Genomic DNA, 15,767 nt, shown 5'->3' on the forward strand with positions numbered 1-15,767 from the left:
CGGGGCTACTTCTGCTCCCTCGGCTTGCGCAGCACGTAGCCGACGCCGCGCACGGTCTGGATGAGCTGCTCGCCCTTCGGGTCGATACGCTCGAGCTTCTTGCGGAGGTAGGAGATGTAGGACTCGACGACGTTGCCGTCGCCGCCGAAGTCGTAGTGCCACACGTTGTCGAGGATCTTCGTCTTGGAGAGCACGACCTCGGCGTTGAGCATGAGGTAGCGCAGCAGGTTGAACTCCGTGGGGGAGAGCTCGACGAGCTTGCCGTTCTTGGTGACCTCGTGGGTGTCGTCGTTGAGGGTGAGGTCGGCGTACGTGATCGACGGGGTGCCGCCGGCGGGCTGGGTGCCGGCCCCGCGGCGCAGGATGACGCGCAGGCGGGTGATGACCTCCTCGACGGAGAACGGCTTGGTGACGTAGTCGTCGGCGCCGATGGTCAGGCCGTGGATGCGGTTTTCCACCGCGTCCTTCGCGGTGAGGTAGAGCACCGGCCCATCCAGACCCGCGTCGCGCAGCTTCGGCAGAAGCTCGAAGCCGTCGATGCCGGGCATCATGACGTCGAGGATGAACGCGTCGGGCTGGAACTCCCGAGCGACCTCGAGAGCCTCCTCGCCGTCGGCGGCGGAGCGCACCTCGAAGCCCTGGAACTTCAGACCCACGGTGAGCAGCTCGACGATGTTGGGCTCGTCGTCGGCGACGAGCACCTTGGCCTGCGACCCCGCCTCGGCGTTGCGGTCCATGCTTTCCTCCTCATGCCGCCCGGGCTTTCCTTCAAGCCCCGGGGCGGCGCGTCTCGATCGGCCCGGCTCCACGCGTGTCGAGTTCCGGCCTTCCTAGCTCCCACACTAAACACCATCCCCCTTCACGTCCGGTGACCGGTTGCTGAGAGGTCGCTGTACGTTCCGGGAGGGTATTCCGCGTGTCGGTGCGAAAGAATAGAATTCGTGGTCATGTCCTCCTCCCGCCACGACGACGCCGGCTCCGGATCGCCGGCGAGCCCCGCCGCGCGCTGGGCGTTTCTGGGGATCATCAGCGCGGGCCTGTTCCTCATCGCCATCGACAACTCGGTGCTCTACACCGCGCTGCCGGTGCTGCGCGTCGAGCTCGGCGCCAGTGAGCTGCAGAACCTGTGGATCCTCAACGCCTACCCGCTGGTGATGTCGGGGCTGCTCCTCGGCACGGGCACGCTCGGCGACAAGCTCGGCCACCGGAAGATGTTCCTCATCGGGCTCGTCGTCTTCACCGCCGCCTCGCTGCTCGCGGCGTTCTCCCCGGAGGCGTGGTTCCTAGTCGCGGCGCGCGTCCTGCTCGGCTTCGGCGCGGCGACGATGATGCCCGCCACCCTCGCTCTCATTAGGCAGACGTTCGTCGACAGCCACGAGCTCTCCATCGCGATCGGCGTGTGGGCGGGCGTGGCCACCGCGGGCGCGGCCGCCGGCCCGGTACTCGGCGGGCTGCTCCTCGAGCACTTCTGGTGGGGCTCGATCTTCCTCATCAACGTGCCCATTGCGCTGCTCGCCATTCTGGGCGTCATCCTCTTCGCCCCGCCGAACGTCGCGAACCCCTACAAGAAGTGGGACCTGCGCTCCTCGGCGCTCGCGCTCGTCGCGCTCACCGGGCTGACCATGACCATCCGGGAGGCGGCGAACCCCAACCGGAACCTGTGGCTGCTCGCCGTCTCGGTGCTCGCGGCGATCCTCGGGGGCGTGGCCTTCGCCCGGCGCCAGCGCCGCCTCGACGACCCGCTGCTCACCTTCGACATCTTTAGAAACCCGCTGTTCCTCGGCGGGACGATCACCGCGATCGGCGGGCAGTTCGTCACCGCGGGCATGGCGCTTCTCACCACCCAGCGCTTCCAGCTCGCCGGGGGCTTCAGCCCCCTGCAGGTCGGCTCCATGGCGCTGATCTCTGCGGTCGCGGCGATCCCCTTCTCGCTGAGCGGCGGGGCGCTACTCGACAGGCTGGGCTTCCGCACGCTCATCACCGGCGGCTTCGTGCTCATGGCCGCGGGCGTGACAGGGATGACCGGCTTCTTCCTCGCCGGCTGGATGCCCGGCTTCCTCGCCTCCATCGCGTTCGTCGGGGCGGGCGCCGGCGCGGCGATGTCGGTGTCCTCCACAGCGATCGTCGGGGCCGCGCCCCGCCACCGCGCCGGCATGGCCTCGGGCGTGGAGGAGGTGTCCTACGAGTTCGGGCACCTCACGGCCGTCTCCGTCGTCGGGAGCCTGCTGCCGCTCGCGTTCGTCACGGTTGGCCGGATCATGGGGCACAGCCTGCCCGCCAACGCGGCCGACGCGCTCGCCGACCCGGCGCTGCACGACCAGGCGGCCGGCGCCTACGACGGGGCCTACGCGGCGCTCTTGGCCGCGATCGTCGCGATCGCGCTGGTCCTCGCCGCGCTCACCGCGTGGTTCTTCCGCGGCAACCCCACGAGCAAGGACCTCGTCAACGAATAAAGCTCCGCCGCCGCGCCGAGCGACAAACCGGCTGGCGTGCGGCCCCGCGACGGCGGCGGCCCCGCCGCCCCGAGGATGATCCTCCGGGGCGGCGGGGCCGCTTCCCTCTCCGCGGGCGCTGGTTTCTAGCGCGCGAGCGCGCCCATCGGGTCCCAGGCCGGCAGCGCGACGGGCTCGGTCTCAAGCCCGCGGCGCAGCTCCTCGCTCAGGTAGCGCGGGTGGACCGCGATCTCGTAGACGAACGGCTCGAAGAAGTTGTCGGCCATCGTCCAGAAGCCCGTGTCGGCCTTGTCGCCGCCCCAGGAGTTCTCCACGCGCCAGCGGTTGATCTCGGGGTTCTCGGGCAACGCGGCGGAGTCGATGACGTCCGCGTCGGCGAGGTCGACGCCGGTGAAGACCATCGCGTGGACCATCATCGACTCGCCGGTAATAAGCCGGTCGGTCTTGCTCATTCCGAGCTCGACGCCGTAGAGCGATTCGTAGTCGTAGAGGCCGTCGGCCCAGAAGCCGAGCTCGCGGCTGGCGTGCGGGGTGGAGTCAGCGCCGAACCACACCGGCCGACCGTCGACGAGCGTCGCGGCGGCGGCGCGCTTGAGCGCGTCGGCCGGGGCGTTGAGGTAGACCACCGGACCGGCGCCGACGACGTTGCCGAGGTAGTCGACGGTGTAGCGGCGGCCGTACTCGTTGCGCGGGTCGTTGACGAGGCAGACGTACTCGCCGAGGTCCTCGGGGATGTAGCGCTTCGCGAACTCGCGCGGGGTGTAGGTGCCCTCGCGGTGGAAGTCGCCGTCCTTGTCGCGGTACTGCCACACGAACCTCTCCGGCGGCACGCCCAGGTGGATGGTGAGCACCCGGTAGGCGTCGGCGAGCACCTCGGCGATGGTGTTCTCGGCGTTCGCGGCGTCCTCGCGGACCTTGAGGGCCCCGCGGCGCAGCAGCCCGTTGAGGTCCCGGTTGAGGTGCGCGGTGTGGGAGCTGGAGTGGGTCTCCGGCATGGCGTACTTCGGCACCGCGCCGTACTTGTCGATGAGCGCGACGAACATCGACCACTGGCCGCCGTCCTCGACGGGCTCGGCGAGCAGGTGCTGGACGGTGCGGTCCTCGATGTCGCGGTCGGCGAGCTCCGCCATGGCGTTGAGGAAGTAGTTCGCCTTCTCGAGCTTGTCGTAGAAGTGCGCGAACGCCTGGGAGAACTCGAAGTCCTTGATCTTCTCCTCGTTGATGACCGCGGAGCGCAGGCTGTTGAGCCCGGAGAAGATCCAGCAGCGCCCGGAGCGCTTCTGGTCGGTGACCTTCCAGTCGTCGACCTTGTGGGAGACGCTGTGGTCTAGGGAGGTGACCACCGCGCGGTCGAGGGCGACGGAGTCGACGTCGGTGGTGGTCACAGCGTTGCGCGCGACGTTCGCGGCGCGGTCGGCGTTGAAGTCCTCCCGCCAGCGGCGGAGGTTCGCCTCGTCGGTCGTCAGGCTGCTCACGTGAGGCTGGTCCTTTCTCTCTACGGGGATGCCGCCCGGGGCTTCCGGGCGGGTTCGGCATGAAGGGTTATGGAGTTGTCGCGGTCGGCGCGCCGGCGGGCGGCGGGCCTTAGGACATCGCGTCCCAGGGCGGCAGGACGACGGGCTCGGCGTCGAAGGCCGCAAGCAGCTTCTCGTCGACGAAGCGGCGGTGCACGACGATGGTGAAGACGTTGTCGTCGAACCACCGATCGGAGGCGACGCCGTAGCCCTCACCGCCCTCGGAGGAGAACTTCTTCGAGCCCCAGGAGTTCTCCACGCGCCAGCGCGGCGGGGTGACCCCCTCGACGCCCTCGTCGTAGCCGGTGAAGACCATCGCGTGGGTGAGCACCGACTCGCGGGTGGCCATCTGGTCGCCCTTGCTCAGCTCCGAGTCGATGCCGTAGAAGAGGTCCGTGTCGAGCAGCTTCGTGTCCCACAGGCCGAGCTTCTGCTGCAGCTGGCGCTTGACGTCGTTGGAGAACCACACCGGCTCCTCGGCCTCGAGGCTGCGGCGCGCGGTCGCCTTGAGTTCCTCGGCGCTCGCGTTGACCCACGTGAACTCCGCGCCGCCGGGGACGTTCTGCTGCCCCTCGGTGAGGTAGCGGGTGCCGAACGGGCGGTCGGGACGCGGGTCGTTGCCCAGCTGGACGTACTCGTCGAGGTCGGGCAGAAAGCGCTCGGCGAACTCCCGCGGGGTGATCGTGCCCTCGCGGTGGAACTCGCCGTCCTTGTCGCGGTACTGCCAGGTGAACTCCTCCGGCGGCACCCCGAGGTGCACGGCGAGCACCCGGTAGACGTCGCGAAGCACGTCCTCCTTCGTGGCGTTGCCCGCGTCGATGGCGAGCGCCCCGCGGCGCAGCACGGTGCCCAGCGCCCGGCCCATCGCCCTGGTCTGGGAGCTCGACTGGGTCTCCGGCATGGCGTACTTCGGCACGACGCCGAAGCGCTTCACCAGGCTGGTGAAGAATTCCCACCAGCCGCCGTCGCCGTCCGGGTAGCCGAGAAGCAGCGCCGCCTCGCGCTCGTCGTAGGGCGGCTCGAACTTCGCGATCGAGTCGAGGAAGACCTCCGCCTTGCCGAGCAGGTCGTAGAACTGCAGGTACGCCTCGGAGAACTCGAAGTTCTCCACCCCGAGCTCCTTGGCGACGCGGTGGCGGAACACGTTAAACGCCGCGAACATCCAGCAGCGCCCCGACTGCTTCTGGTCGGTCACCGAGAGGCTGTCGAGCTTGCCCTCCACCTCGGGGCCGAGCGCGACGACCGCGTCGCGGTTGATCGCCAGCTGGTCGACGTCCGTCGTGGTCGCCGCGTTGAGCGCCCGCCGGGTGGCCGCGTCCGGCCGCCCGCCGTCGCCGAGCCCGCCGCGCAGCGCGGCGAGCCGGTCTTCTGTGAGTTCGTATCGTGCCATGCCTGCCAGTTATACGCGCGGCGCGCGCGCCGCGGGGCCGGATTGGCGCCCCGCCGCGGGCCGCGGCACGCCGCGGGCGGGCGGCCGCGGCGCCGGTGGAGCTGGAGACGGGACTCGAACCCGCAACCTACGGTTTACAAGACCGTTGCGCTACCAATTGCGCCACTCCAGCGCGAGGCCTGAGGCCGCCGTCGGGCGGGCCCTGGCCTCGCGTGGAGTGTACCCGAGCGCCCGCGGCCCGCCCGCCGCCGGCCGCGCGCGAGGGGGTAGGTGCGCGGGGCGCGGGGAGCGACTACAGTAACGGCCCACCACGGCGGCCCGGGCGCGAGGCGCCGGCCGCCCGGGCTTTCCGGGTTGTCCTGATCTTTTCGAGCGAGGTGGGCGCTGGTGACACGAGTCCTCGGGCGGATCCGCGAGTGGCTGGCCGGCCCCGGCCATCGGGCGACTATCGACACGGCGAAAGCCGCGCCGCCGCCGTCGCCGCTCGCGCCCGTCGACCTCACCAGCACCGCCGAGGTCGCCGGCGTCATGGAGATCGCCGCGCGCATCGGCGACATCCTGCTCTCCTCGGGCACGTCCAACACCGACACCAAGGCCCAAATCCGGGCGGTGACGTCCGCCTACGGGCTGGTGTGGTGCCACGTCGACATCACGATGAACAACATCATGATGTCGGCGTCGACGGGCGTGAACCGCTCCGAACCGGTGTCCATCTTCCGCGTCGTGCGCCGCCTGACAGTGGACTTCTCGCAGCTCGCGGACGTCGACCGGCTCATCCGCTCGATCCAGGCCGGCGCCACCCCGCCCGAGGTCGCCGAGCGCATCCTCAACGACTTAGAGGCGCGCCCGCCGAGCTACGGCGCGAAGACCGCAACACTGGGCTGGGGGCTCATGGGCGGGGCGCTGGCCATCATGCTCGGCGGCACCCCGCTGGTGGGGATCATCTCGTTCCTCACCAGCACGCTGATCATGGGCGTGAATCACAAGCTCGCACAGCACAGCCTGCCGCCCTTCTTCCACAACGTCATCGGCGGGCTCATCGCGACGCTGCCCGCCGCGGCGGCGTTCGCGGCGGCCACCCGCTTCGGGATGGATTTCCGGCCCTCGCAGATCATCGCCTCCGGGATCATCGTGCTGCTCGCGGGTCTCACGCTCGTGCAGTCCCTCGAGGACGGCATCACCGGCTCGCCCGTCACGGCGAGCGCCCACTTCTTCGAGACGCTGCTCTCCACCGGCGCGATCATCGCCGGGGTCGGCATGGGCATCCAGATCGTCTCCGTCATCGGGATCGCCCTGCCGCCCATGGAGGCCGTCGCGCCGCCGAACTTCTCGTCGATCGCGCTGCGCGTGTTCGCCGGCGGCCTCGCCGCGGTGGGCTTCGCGATTGCAAGCTACGCGAAGTGGCCAGCGGTGACACTCGCGGGCATCACCGGCATGTTCGGCGCCGCCAGCCAGCACGCCCTCATGCTCGGCGTGGGGCTCGGCGCGGTGATCTCCGCGTCGGTGAGCGCGGTGTTCATCGGCCTGGCCGGCGGCCTGCTCGCCCGCCGCTTCGCGATCCCGCCACTCATCATCGCGCTGTGCGGCATCACCCCGATGCTGCCGGGCCTCGCGTTCTACCGGGGCATGTACGGCGCGCTCAACGAGCAGATGGTCATCGGGTTTGCGAACATCGCCACCGCCATGGCGACGGCCTGCGGGCTCGCCGCCGGCGTCGTGCTCGGCGAGTGGCTGGCCCGCCGCATCCGCCGCCCGCAGCGCTTCAACCCCTACCGCGTGTTCCGCCGCTACACCCGCTCCGCGTTCACCGAGGCGCGGCGCGCGGCCGGTCCCGTCGCCCGCGCGCGGCGCACCCGCCGGCAGGCGCCCGGCGCCAAGGGCGAGTAGGATGGCATATCCCGTATGCCCTGCCCGCGCCGCGCCCGCGGGATGACGACGTCTTTTTCATAGCAGGAGGATCCGTGCCGCCGAAGGTCACCGACACCCGCCCCGCCAACGAGTCGAACCACAAGGTCGAAGCGGAGACCGCCGCCGCCGCGCGGCGGGTCGTGGCCAGCTACGCCGAGAGCACCCTCGACGGGGTGACGCTCATGTGCATGCTCGGCATCGAGCCCAACGGGCTGAACTACGCGAAGTTCGAGGAGGACTTCCCCGAGGACAAGCCCGCGAAGAAGAAGGCGACGAAGAAGGGATCGAAGAAGTCCACCAAGAAGACGGCGAAGAAGTCGTCGAAGTCGACGGCGAAGAAGTCGACGAAGAAGAGCACCAAGAAGACGACGAAGAAGTCCACCAAGGCCGCGAAGAAGACGACCAAGAAGTCGACGAAGAGCGCGGCGAAGAAGTCGACGTCCTCAGCCTCGAAGAAGGCCTCCTCCGGCGAGGGCTCCGACGATTAACTCCCTCCTCCGGGCGCTCGGCGCGGCGGCCGGGATCGCCGCTGCGCTCGGTGCGGCGGGCTGCTCCCCAGGTCTCGCCGCGACGACCTTCCAGGTTACCGAGGTCTACGCCGACTTCGGCCTGGCCGGGGCGCTGCCCCAGGACGCCGCGGGGCTCGCGCGCCTCTACGTCGACGACGGCGAGCTCACCGGCCACGACGGCTGCCGGCGGATTAGCGGCGAGGCGCGCTTCCTCGACGGCGAGGGCGGCGAGGCCGACCCGAAGGACGCCAGCCAGGTGGCCTTCGGCGCGCTGCGCCCCGAGGAAGGCGACGACTCGGAATGCACCGGCGGGCAGCGCCTCACCTCCGAGGTCCTCGACGAGCTCCTCGACGACGAGACCTACGGCATCGAGCGCCCCGCCGACGGCGAGGTAGTGCTGCGCCGGCCCGCCGCCGACCCCGCCGGCGAGCCGACCGTCATCCGCCTCGTCGCGCAGTAGCCGCGGCACCCTAGGGCCGGCGGCGTCTCCTAGCGCGGGGCGGCGACGCTGCCGCCGGGGTGCAGGCTCGTCTCGAGGAGTTCCGCACGCGCGAAGCCGCCGCGCCCCTCCGGCGGGGAGGCGGCCCCGTCCTCCCGGCCGTTGGCGACGAGCCCGGCGAGCATCTCCGCGGCCGCGACGCCCTTGGCGCGGTTGGGCTGCACGACGGTGGTAAGGCCCCGCTCAAGCGCGGGCCGGATCCCGTCGAAGCCCGTGACAGAGAGCCGCTCGGGCACCGCCCAGCCGCGCGCGGCGCACTCGTCGAGCACCCCGAGCGCCATGGTGTCGGTCGTGCACGCCACCGCGGTAAGCCCCGGGTTCGAGTCGAGGAGCTCGGCTGCCGCGGAGCGCGCGTTGGCCGGGTCGTTGATGTGCCGGGAGACCACCGGCACCGAGTCGGGGTCGACGCCGGCGGCGAGGCACTCGTCGAGCACCCCCAGCACCCGGTCGCGCTGGATGTGGAAGTCGGCCCCGCCGACCGCTGCCGCGGCGACCGGGCCCTCCTGGCTGCGCTCCCGGAACAGGCGGATGGCGAGCACCCCGATGCGGCGGTGCCCCGCCCGGGTGAGCTCGCGGACGGCGGGCCGGATCGCGGGGCGGTCCTCGATGCCCACGAAGCCCGCGGGCGCGCGGCCGCGCCGCGCCTTCGGCAGGGAGCCCGGCTGCCCGACGACGACGGTGGGCAGGCCCCGACCGAGGGCGGCGTTCAGGGCGGGGTCCTCGGCGGCGACGGAGTAGACGATGAACCCGTCGACGCTCGCGCCGGCGATGAGCTCCCCGCCGGCGCTGCCGTCCGCCCCGAGCGGCAAAAGGTTGAGAGAGGTGCGCGTCCCGTGGCCGGCCTCGGCGACGCCGGCGAGGAAGTCCACCGAGGCGAGGTCGTCGAACGCATAGCCGAGGTCCTCGGTGAGCACCACCCCGATCGCGCCGGTGCGCCTCGTGCGCAGGCTCCGGGCGGCCGGGTTCGGGCCCGGGTAGCCCCGCCGCCGCGCGGCGGCAAGGATTTTCTTTCTCAACTCCGCGGAGAGCTGCTCCGGGTGGTTGTAGGCGTTCGACACGGTCGTGCGCGACACCCCGAGCTCCCTCGCGAGCGCCGCGAGCGTCGTGGACTGCGACCGTCTAAGGGGCATAGCGGCCGAGCTTAGCAGCGTCAACGCGGCGCGGCCCGGGCCCGCCGGCGCCGCCCGGGGCGGGCCCGCGGCGCCCTGTCGCCCGGGCTTCGCCTGCCTGGCAGATGGTTTTCGTTTCCCTTTCATTTTGACACTGTTTTCCGATAGTCGTTACGTTCGGGCTCATGAGTACTCTGCCTCGCACCCCGAAGCGCATCGCCGGCGCCGCCCTGGCCGCAGCCGGCCTCTTCACCGTCGCGGCCTGCGGCGACGACGACGAGCCAGCCGCCGACGGCACCACCGAGCCGGCCGAGGACGGCGGCCTGAACATCGTCGCCTCGACCGCGATCTGGGCCGACCTCGCCGAGGCGGTCATCACCGACGACAGCGTGACGATCAGCTCGATCCTCGACGACGACACCGACGACCCGCACCACTACGAACCGTCCGCGAAGGACATCTCCGAGGCGAAGGAGGCCGACCTCGTCATCGTCGGCGGGGGCGGCTACGACGCGTGGCTCTACGAGAGCCTCGACGAGGACACCGCAAACATCGTCCACCCGCTCCCCCTCACCGAGCACGACCACGATCACGATCATGGCGACGAGGACGGTCACGACCACGACCACGACCACGACCACGAGGATGGTCACGACCACGACGAGGGGGCCGACGACCACGAGGGCGAGGACGGCCACGATCACGACCACGACGACGAGGAGCCGGTGAACGAGCACATCTGGTACGACACCGATGCGCTGCGCGCCACCGCGCAGGACATCGCCGACCAGGTGACCGCCCTCGACGACAGCATCACCGTCGACCCGGAGGCCGTCGGCGCGCAGCTCGACGAGTTCGACGAGCGCATCGCCGCGCTCCCCCAGATCACCGTCGCGCAAACCGAGCCCGTGGCCGACTACCTCGTCCAGGACTCCCCGGTCGAGGACGCCACCCCGGATCAGTACAAGGCGACGACGCTCGCCGAGTCGGAGCCCTCCGCCGCGGAGTTCAACGAGTTCTTAGAGCTCATCAACGACGGCGGCATCGACGCCCTCATCTTCAACCCGCAGACCGCCGGCGACCAGGAGCAGCAGCTCTTAGACGCCGCCGAGGAGCAGGACCTGCCCGTCATCGAGGTCGTCGAGGTCCCGCCGGCCGGCGAGAACTTCTTCGACTTCTTCGCCTCCGTCCTCGACTCCTTCGAGGAGGCCGGCGAGCAGGCGGCCTAGAAGCCGCCCCGCGCCCGCCCCGCCGCCACCGCTGCCTTGGGGCGGGCCTAGACTTCGCACCGCGCGCCCAGCGCCCCGCTCCCCGCCCCCGGCGGGGCGAGACCCCGGGGCCTGGGCGCCGCGCCTGTCTCACCAGGACCACGTAGAAGAGGGAGTCATCGACCCCGTGATCATGCAGTTCCACGACGCCTCGATGCGGCCGCTGTGGGAGGGCCTCAGCTTCGGTGTCGAAGCCGGCGAGTGGCTCACCGTGCTCGGCCCCAACGGCGTCGGCAAGTCCACGCTGCTCGCCGCGATCCTCGGCACCCGGCAGCTGACCGGCGGGCGCATCGACGCGCCCGAGCGCGTCGGCTACATCCCGCAGCAGCAGATGTTTCCCAAGCAGCTGCCCATCAGGGCCCGCGATTTGGTCTCCCTCTCGCTGCGCCACGGGGTGCTGCGCGGCCGCGCCCCGAAGAAAAAGCAGGTGCTCGACCTCATGCGCTCCGTCGGCGCGGAGCACCTCGCCAACCGGCGGGCGGGCACGCTCTCCGGCGGGCAGCAGCAGCTCATCCGCCAGGCCCAGGCGCTCGCCAACGACCCCCAGGTCATCCTCGCCGACGAGCCGCTCTTAAGCCTCGACCCGGCCCGCGAGCGCGAGACCATCGACATGCTCGATGCGCGGCGCCGCGGCCACGACACCGCCATCGTGTTCGTCACCCACGGCATCAACCCCGTCCTCCGCGTCACCGACCGGGTGCTCTACTTCGGGCCGCGCGGCCACGTGCTCGGCACCGTCGACGAAGTCATGCGCACCGAGGTGCTCTCCGAGCTCTACGAGGCCGACATCACCGTCGCCGACGTCGACGGCCGACTGGTGGTGATCTAGCCGTGTCGTGGTGGGACTCCTTCGTCGAGGACACCGCCTACCTGCTCGGGGTGGGCTTCGTCCAGGACATGCTCGTCGCCTGCGCGCTGCTCGGCGTGCTCTCCGGGGTGATGGCCCCGCTCATCGTCCTGCGCCGCATGTCGTTCACCGTGCACGCCACGAGCGAGCTGGCGCTCATGGGCGCCTCGGGGGCGCTGCTTTTCGGCATCGGCGTCGAGTTCGGCGCCGTCGCCGGCGCCATCGCCGCCGCCGTGCTGCTCGCGGTGCTGGGCCTGCGCGAGCAACAGGACAGCGCCATCGGCGCGGTCATGAGCTTCGGGCTGGGGCTCTCGGTGCTGTTCCTCTACCTCTACCCCGGCAACCCCCGCGCGGCGCTCTCCCTGCTCACCGGCCGCATCGTCGGCGTCTCGGAGGGCTCGGTCGCGATGCTCGCCGTCATCACCGCGCTCGTCGTCGGGCTCGTGCTCGTCTTCTGGCGCCCGCTGCTCTTCTCCAGCGTCGACCCCGACATGGCCGCGGCCGCGGGCGTGCCGGTCAAGGTCCTCTCCGTGGGCTTCGCCATGCTCGTCGGGCTCACCGCCGCGCAGTCCCTGCAGATCGTCGGCGCGCTGCTCGTCCTCGCGCTGCTCATCACCCCGGGCGCGGCGGCCGTGCAGATCACCGCCTCGCCCGTCGCCGCGGTGGGGTGGTCCGTCCTCTTCGCGGAGGTCTCCGCCGTGGTAGGCATGGTCCTCTCACTCGCGCCGGGGCTGCCGGTCTCGGTGTTCGTCACCACGACGAGCTTCGTCATCTACCTCGTCTGCCGGCTCATCGGCTGGTGGACCGGGCGCAGCCTCAAGGCCGCGCAACGCGCCGCCCGCGAGGACGCTCACCACTCCGCGGCGACGGCTTAAAGGTTGACCTGCTGCCGCTCCGACGCCGGCTACCCGGACGGGTGAGAAAGCACAGTCATCCAGCGCCTACGGCGAGGGCCCGGAGGTAAGAAAAAGGCCCCGGCCGCATAGCGCGGCCGGGGCCCTGCCCGTATCTCGGAATCGTCGAGGCTCCGCTACACCGGGTCGGCGACGGTGATGACGTTGTCGGCGTAGCCGAGCTGCCCGCCGACGAACTCGCCGCCGCAGGTGATGAGCACGAGCCGGTTGTCGCCCTCGGCCTGGTTGACGACCTCGGGCAGCGCGTCGCCCTTGGTGACGTGCTCGGGCGGCTCGCTCACCCGGAACGCGCGGTCCTCGCCGTTGACGTGGACGATCACCTCGGAGCCCTCCGCGAGGTCAACGAAGCGCCGCGCGAAGCCTTCGCCCTGGCCGGCGAAGTTCACGTGCCCGGTGATCACCGAGGAGCCCTCGCCGTACTCGCCGGGGATCGCCGAGGCCGAGTACCAGCCCACCCGGGAGACGTCCTGCGGCGGGAGCAGCACGCCCTGGTCGGTGACCTGGACGAAGTCGACCGGGGCAGTCTCCCCGTCCACGCTGATCGCCATGCCCTCGACGCCCTCACGCTCGCCGGGCGCGGGCTCGAGCTCGTGCTCCTGCTCGCCGGAGTCGTCGACCGGCGGGATGTCCTCCTCGGGAGCGGCCTCCTGCCCGGCGATGGGATTCTCCTCATCGTCCCCGGAATTCGAGCTGATCGCCCACGCGCCGATACCAATGACCAGGGCCACCACCGCGACGACGGCAATGATGATTCCGACCGGGGAGCGGCGCTTGTGGTCTTCGTCGGCGGCCTGGTCGCCGCCGTCGGGCTGGCTGTGCTGGGCGTCCGCGTCGTGTGTCATCTACGAGACCTCCAAGGGGGCAGGGTAATAACTCCCCGCACGAACGGATAGGTACGGGAAAAACACCGCCCCGCGCGGCGAGAAAGGGCCGCGCGGGGCGGTTGCCCGGGCCGACTCGCGGCCGGCCCGGGCGGTCTATCGGTTCAGGCTCGGCGAGCCCTGACCGCTAGACGTAGGCGGGGATACCCGGGGCCAGCCGGTCGGAACCGGTCGGCACCGAGGTGATCTCCTGGCGCTCGGCGTTGGGCGCAGAGGGGATCCCGACCTCGGGGCGGTCGTCGACGAGGAAGGTGACGTTCTCGCCCTCGGGCTCGTCGTCAACCGGCTCCTCGGACTCGTCCTTCGGCTTGGCCTCGTCCTCGTGCGTCACGGTCTGCGCCTCGTCGTCGACGTCGTGGTGCGTGGCGATGACCTCGCCGTCCGAGTCGCGGAGCGTCTCGAAGACGACCTGCTCGCCGCACTCACCGTCGGTGACCTTGATCGGGAGCTTGATCGAGCCCTCGGACTCGATGGCCACGAAGTCGATCGACTCCTTGGCGCCGGTGGGCTCCTCAGTGGCCTTGCAGATCAGCTCGCCCTCGAGGGTGTACTTCTTGCCGGGCGTCAGGCCCTCGAAGTGGACCTCGTCGATGACGGTCGCACCCTCGACGAGCTCCTCGCCGGGAGCAAGCTTGGCGTTAGTGCTGATCTCGACCTTCCGCGGCTGCTCACCCTTCTCAGGCTTGGACGGATTCGTCGACGGCGCCGGCTCCTCAGACTCCGACTCCGACGGCGACCCAGACGGCGTCTCCTCAGACACCACCGTCTGACCCTCATCATCGATGTCCTCGTGAACAGCAATCACATTGCCGTCCTCATCAGACTCAGCACCCGACGCATCCACCACGTCAGACACCAGCCGCTCGAAGACAACCGCAGACTCCACCGGCTCGACAACATCGTCATCAACCGGAATATCAATCGTGAACACACCATCAGACTCATCGCCAGTACGCACATCCTTCGACGCCGTACCCAACACACGCGACTCGTCCTGCTTATCCACCAACGACGCCTCAAGCCGGTAATCCGTGTTCGGCACCAGATCCTGGTACTCCACCGAATCCGTCACCACCGAACCAGCAACAACCACCTGCTCGGAATCCTCACCGAACTCCGCGGTCGTACCAATCGACGGCTCCCGCTCCGGAACCGGCTCCTCACTCGGCGACGTCGTCGACGGCGTCGGCTCCTCAGACTCCGACGGCTCCGGAGTCTCTTCCTCCTCGTCATCCTCTTCCTTCAGCCCGGGCTGGTCGATCAGCACCGTGCGCTGGGCCGAGTTACGGCGAGGACCGTTATCGGTGACGTCGTAATCGACCGGGGACGCGATCGTGATGAACTCGTCCGGGTCGGCCTCGGGGATGGGCTCCGTGCTGTTGCCGGTGTACTCCAGCACGCCGTCGCTGGCGCCAACGGCGCGGAAGCCAGTCTCGCCCTCGAGGAACTCGTTGTCGATGGCCCAGCCGTAGTCGGTGCTGCCCGTGGCGGTGCGCCCGAGATTGGTGAGCATCTGGCCCACGTAGGAGCCGATGAGCAGCTGAAGCGCCTGGTGAAGCTTCTTGACGCGATCCTGGTCCCGCGCATCGAGCGCCTTGCGCAGCTCCTTGACGACGTGAATGACCGCGTCGCGGCGCACGCCCTCGTTCTGGAACTCGACGGGCTGCGACATCTCCTCGAAGTTCGGGCCCCACGGCGCGCGGTCAGCCGTGAGCAGCGGCTTGACGTGGGTGAGCTTCACAGGGCCCGTGAACTCGACGTCGTTCTGCGTCGGCGACGGGGTCCCGGGGTCGACGCACCATCCGTACCCCATCCCGTCGGGGAGGAGAACGAGGTTAAACATGTTCGACGAGCCGTTTTCGTTGGACGTCACGCCCTCGGGAAAGACTGGCTGTGCCTCCGGGACCGGCTCCCCATAGCCCCGCTGAGGGTCGCCCTCGGCGCTCGCGTAGTTGCTGGCAACTAACGCGGACAGCGCCAGGGCGAGAGCCCCGAGCAAGGCGATGAGACGCCTGAACCCCAGCATCTCTGTTCGTCTGTGTACGATAAACCCTTCGCGATTGATTAACTGCCGGAGGATCCTCGGCGCACCTCTCAAGGGCCGAGAAACGACCGGGCTTGCGTGTCTTACGCGCGGCCGGCGTGGCGCACCGGGCCGCGTCGTCGAGCCACCATGGTCGACACCCCGAGGCCGTCAGTGTTCTATAAGGTTGTCAAGGCTTCTCCAAGTTGAAAATCATGCCTGCTAGCTGCATATATACCTTTTCCTTGTTGAAAAATGTGACCGAAGCCCGCCAGCAGTAGGTTTAATCGCAGGCAAATTCTCAGTCATTTTTTAGTCATCTCAAATTTTCGGTTGCGCCCCGCGGTCGCTCCCGCTACGCCCCGGGAGCTCACCCCGGGCCCTACCCGTTACCGTGGTTCGCGTCCCGGCCAGCCCAGCTAGGCTCGGGACCGGTCGCTGGCCTCGGCATG

General features: G+C 69.9%; 13 protein-coding genes and 1 tRNA gene. 7 read left to right on the forward strand and 7 right to left on the reverse strand.

The window, feature by feature from the left end; translation table 11 throughout:
- Positions 1-5: 5 nt before the first annotated feature.
- Positions 6-737 carry a response regulator transcription factor gene (locus HMPREF9719_RS06475; protein ID WP_004601189.1) on the reverse strand — a complete coding sequence of 244 codons (732 nt, stop codon included), beginning with the start codon at positions 735-737 and terminating at the stop codon, positions 6-8.
- A gap of 210 nt (positions 738-947) precedes the next feature.
- Here HMPREF9719_RS06475 and HMPREF9719_RS06480 point away from each other — a divergent pair, with 210 nt between their 5' ends.
- Positions 948-2,453, forward strand: a complete 1,506-nt coding sequence (locus HMPREF9719_RS06480) for an MFS transporter (RefSeq protein ID WP_004601190.1) — start codon at positions 948-950, stop codon at positions 2,451-2,453.
- Between the two features lie 125 nt (positions 2,454-2,578).
- Here the strand turns inward: HMPREF9719_RS06480 and HMPREF9719_RS06485 are convergent, their stop codons facing one another.
- The 3 genes from HMPREF9719_RS06485 to HMPREF9719_RS06495 all read right to left on the reverse strand — a co-directional run bounded on the left by HMPREF9719_RS06485 (position 2,579) and on the right by HMPREF9719_RS06495 (position 5,529).
- The gene (locus HMPREF9719_RS06485; RefSeq protein WP_004601191.1) at positions 2,579-3,928 is read right to left on the reverse strand and encodes a C1 family peptidase; all 1,350 of its coding nucleotides are present in this window, start codon (positions 3,926-3,928) and stop codon (positions 2,579-2,581) included.
- 109 nt (positions 3,929-4,037) lie between these two features.
- Positions 4,038-5,357, reverse strand: coding sequence for a C1 family peptidase (locus tag HMPREF9719_RS06490; protein WP_004601192.1), 1,320 nt, complete (start codon positions 5,355-5,357; stop codon positions 4,038-4,040).
- 96 nt (positions 5,358-5,453) lie between these two features.
- Positions 5,454-5,529 (reverse strand) — tRNA-Thr (locus tag HMPREF9719_RS06495).
- 215 nt (positions 5,530-5,744) lie between these two features.
- On the opposite strand from HMPREF9719_RS06495, the gene thrE reads away from it, so the two are divergent.
- The 3 genes from thrE to HMPREF9719_RS06510 all read left to right on the forward strand — a co-directional run bounded on the left by thrE (position 5,745) and on the right by HMPREF9719_RS06510 (position 8,234).
- Entirely contained in the window at positions 5,745-7,244 is a 1,500-nt protein-coding gene (thrE, locus tag HMPREF9719_RS06500; RefSeq protein WP_004601193.1) for a threonine/serine exporter ThrE, read from the forward strand.
- 74 nt (positions 7,245-7,318) lie between these two features.
- Positions 7,319-7,753 (forward strand): hypothetical protein, encoded by a 435-nt coding sequence (locus HMPREF9719_RS06505; RefSeq protein WP_004601194.1) that lies wholly within the window; start codon positions 7,319-7,321, stop codon positions 7,751-7,753.
- 277 nt (positions 7,754-8,030) lie between these two features.
- A complete protein-coding gene (locus HMPREF9719_RS06510; protein WP_004601195.1) occupies positions 8,031-8,234 on the forward strand; it encodes a hypothetical protein in 204 nt (67 codons plus the stop codon).
- Between the two features lie 29 nt (positions 8,235-8,263).
- Here HMPREF9719_RS06510 and HMPREF9719_RS06515 read toward each other — a convergent pair whose 3' ends face one another.
- Positions 8,264-9,403, reverse strand: coding sequence for a LacI family DNA-binding transcriptional regulator (locus tag HMPREF9719_RS06515; RefSeq protein WP_004601196.1), 1,140 nt, complete (start codon positions 9,401-9,403; stop codon positions 8,264-8,266).
- A 164-nt stretch (positions 9,404-9,567) separates the two neighbouring features.
- On the opposite strand from HMPREF9719_RS06515, the gene HMPREF9719_RS06520 reads away from it, so the two are divergent.
- The 3 genes from HMPREF9719_RS06520 (at position 9,568) to HMPREF9719_RS06530 (ending at position 12,372) form a co-directional block, all read left to right on the forward strand.
- On the forward strand, positions 9,568-10,611 hold the full coding sequence (locus tag HMPREF9719_RS06520; protein WP_004601197.1) for a metal ABC transporter solute-binding protein, Zn/Mn family: 1,044 nt from the start codon (positions 9,568-9,570) through the stop codon (positions 10,609-10,611).
- A 166-nt stretch (positions 10,612-10,777) separates the two neighbouring features.
- Positions 10,778-11,479 carry a metal ABC transporter ATP-binding protein gene (locus tag HMPREF9719_RS06525; protein WP_004601944.1) on the forward strand — a complete coding sequence of 234 codons (702 nt, stop codon included), beginning with the start codon at positions 10,778-10,780 and terminating at the stop codon, positions 11,477-11,479.
- Between the two features lie 2 nt (positions 11,480-11,481).
- The gene (locus HMPREF9719_RS06530; protein ID WP_004601199.1) at positions 11,482-12,372 is read left to right on the forward strand and encodes a metal ABC transporter permease; all 891 of its coding nucleotides are present in this window, start codon (positions 11,482-11,484) and stop codon (positions 12,370-12,372) included.
- 155 nt (positions 12,373-12,527) lie between these two features.
- Here HMPREF9719_RS06530 and HMPREF9719_RS06535 read toward each other — a convergent pair whose 3' ends face one another.
- The gene (locus HMPREF9719_RS06535) at positions 12,528-13,253 is read right to left on the reverse strand and encodes a class F sortase (protein ID WP_004601200.1); all 726 of its coding nucleotides are present in this window, start codon (positions 13,251-13,253) and stop codon (positions 12,528-12,530) included.
- 166 nt (positions 13,254-13,419) lie between these two features.
- On the reverse strand, positions 13,420-15,165 hold the full coding sequence (locus HMPREF9719_RS06540) for a VaFE repeat-containing surface-anchored protein (RefSeq protein WP_145972318.1): 1,746 nt from the start codon (positions 15,163-15,165) through the stop codon (positions 13,420-13,422).
- Positions 15,166-15,767 lie beyond the last annotated feature (602 nt).

This window comes from Corynebacterium otitidis ATCC 51513 (assembly GCF_000296405.1).
GTDB classification, from domain to species: domain Bacteria; phylum Actinomycetota; class Actinomycetes; order Mycobacteriales; family Mycobacteriaceae; genus Corynebacterium; species Corynebacterium otitidis.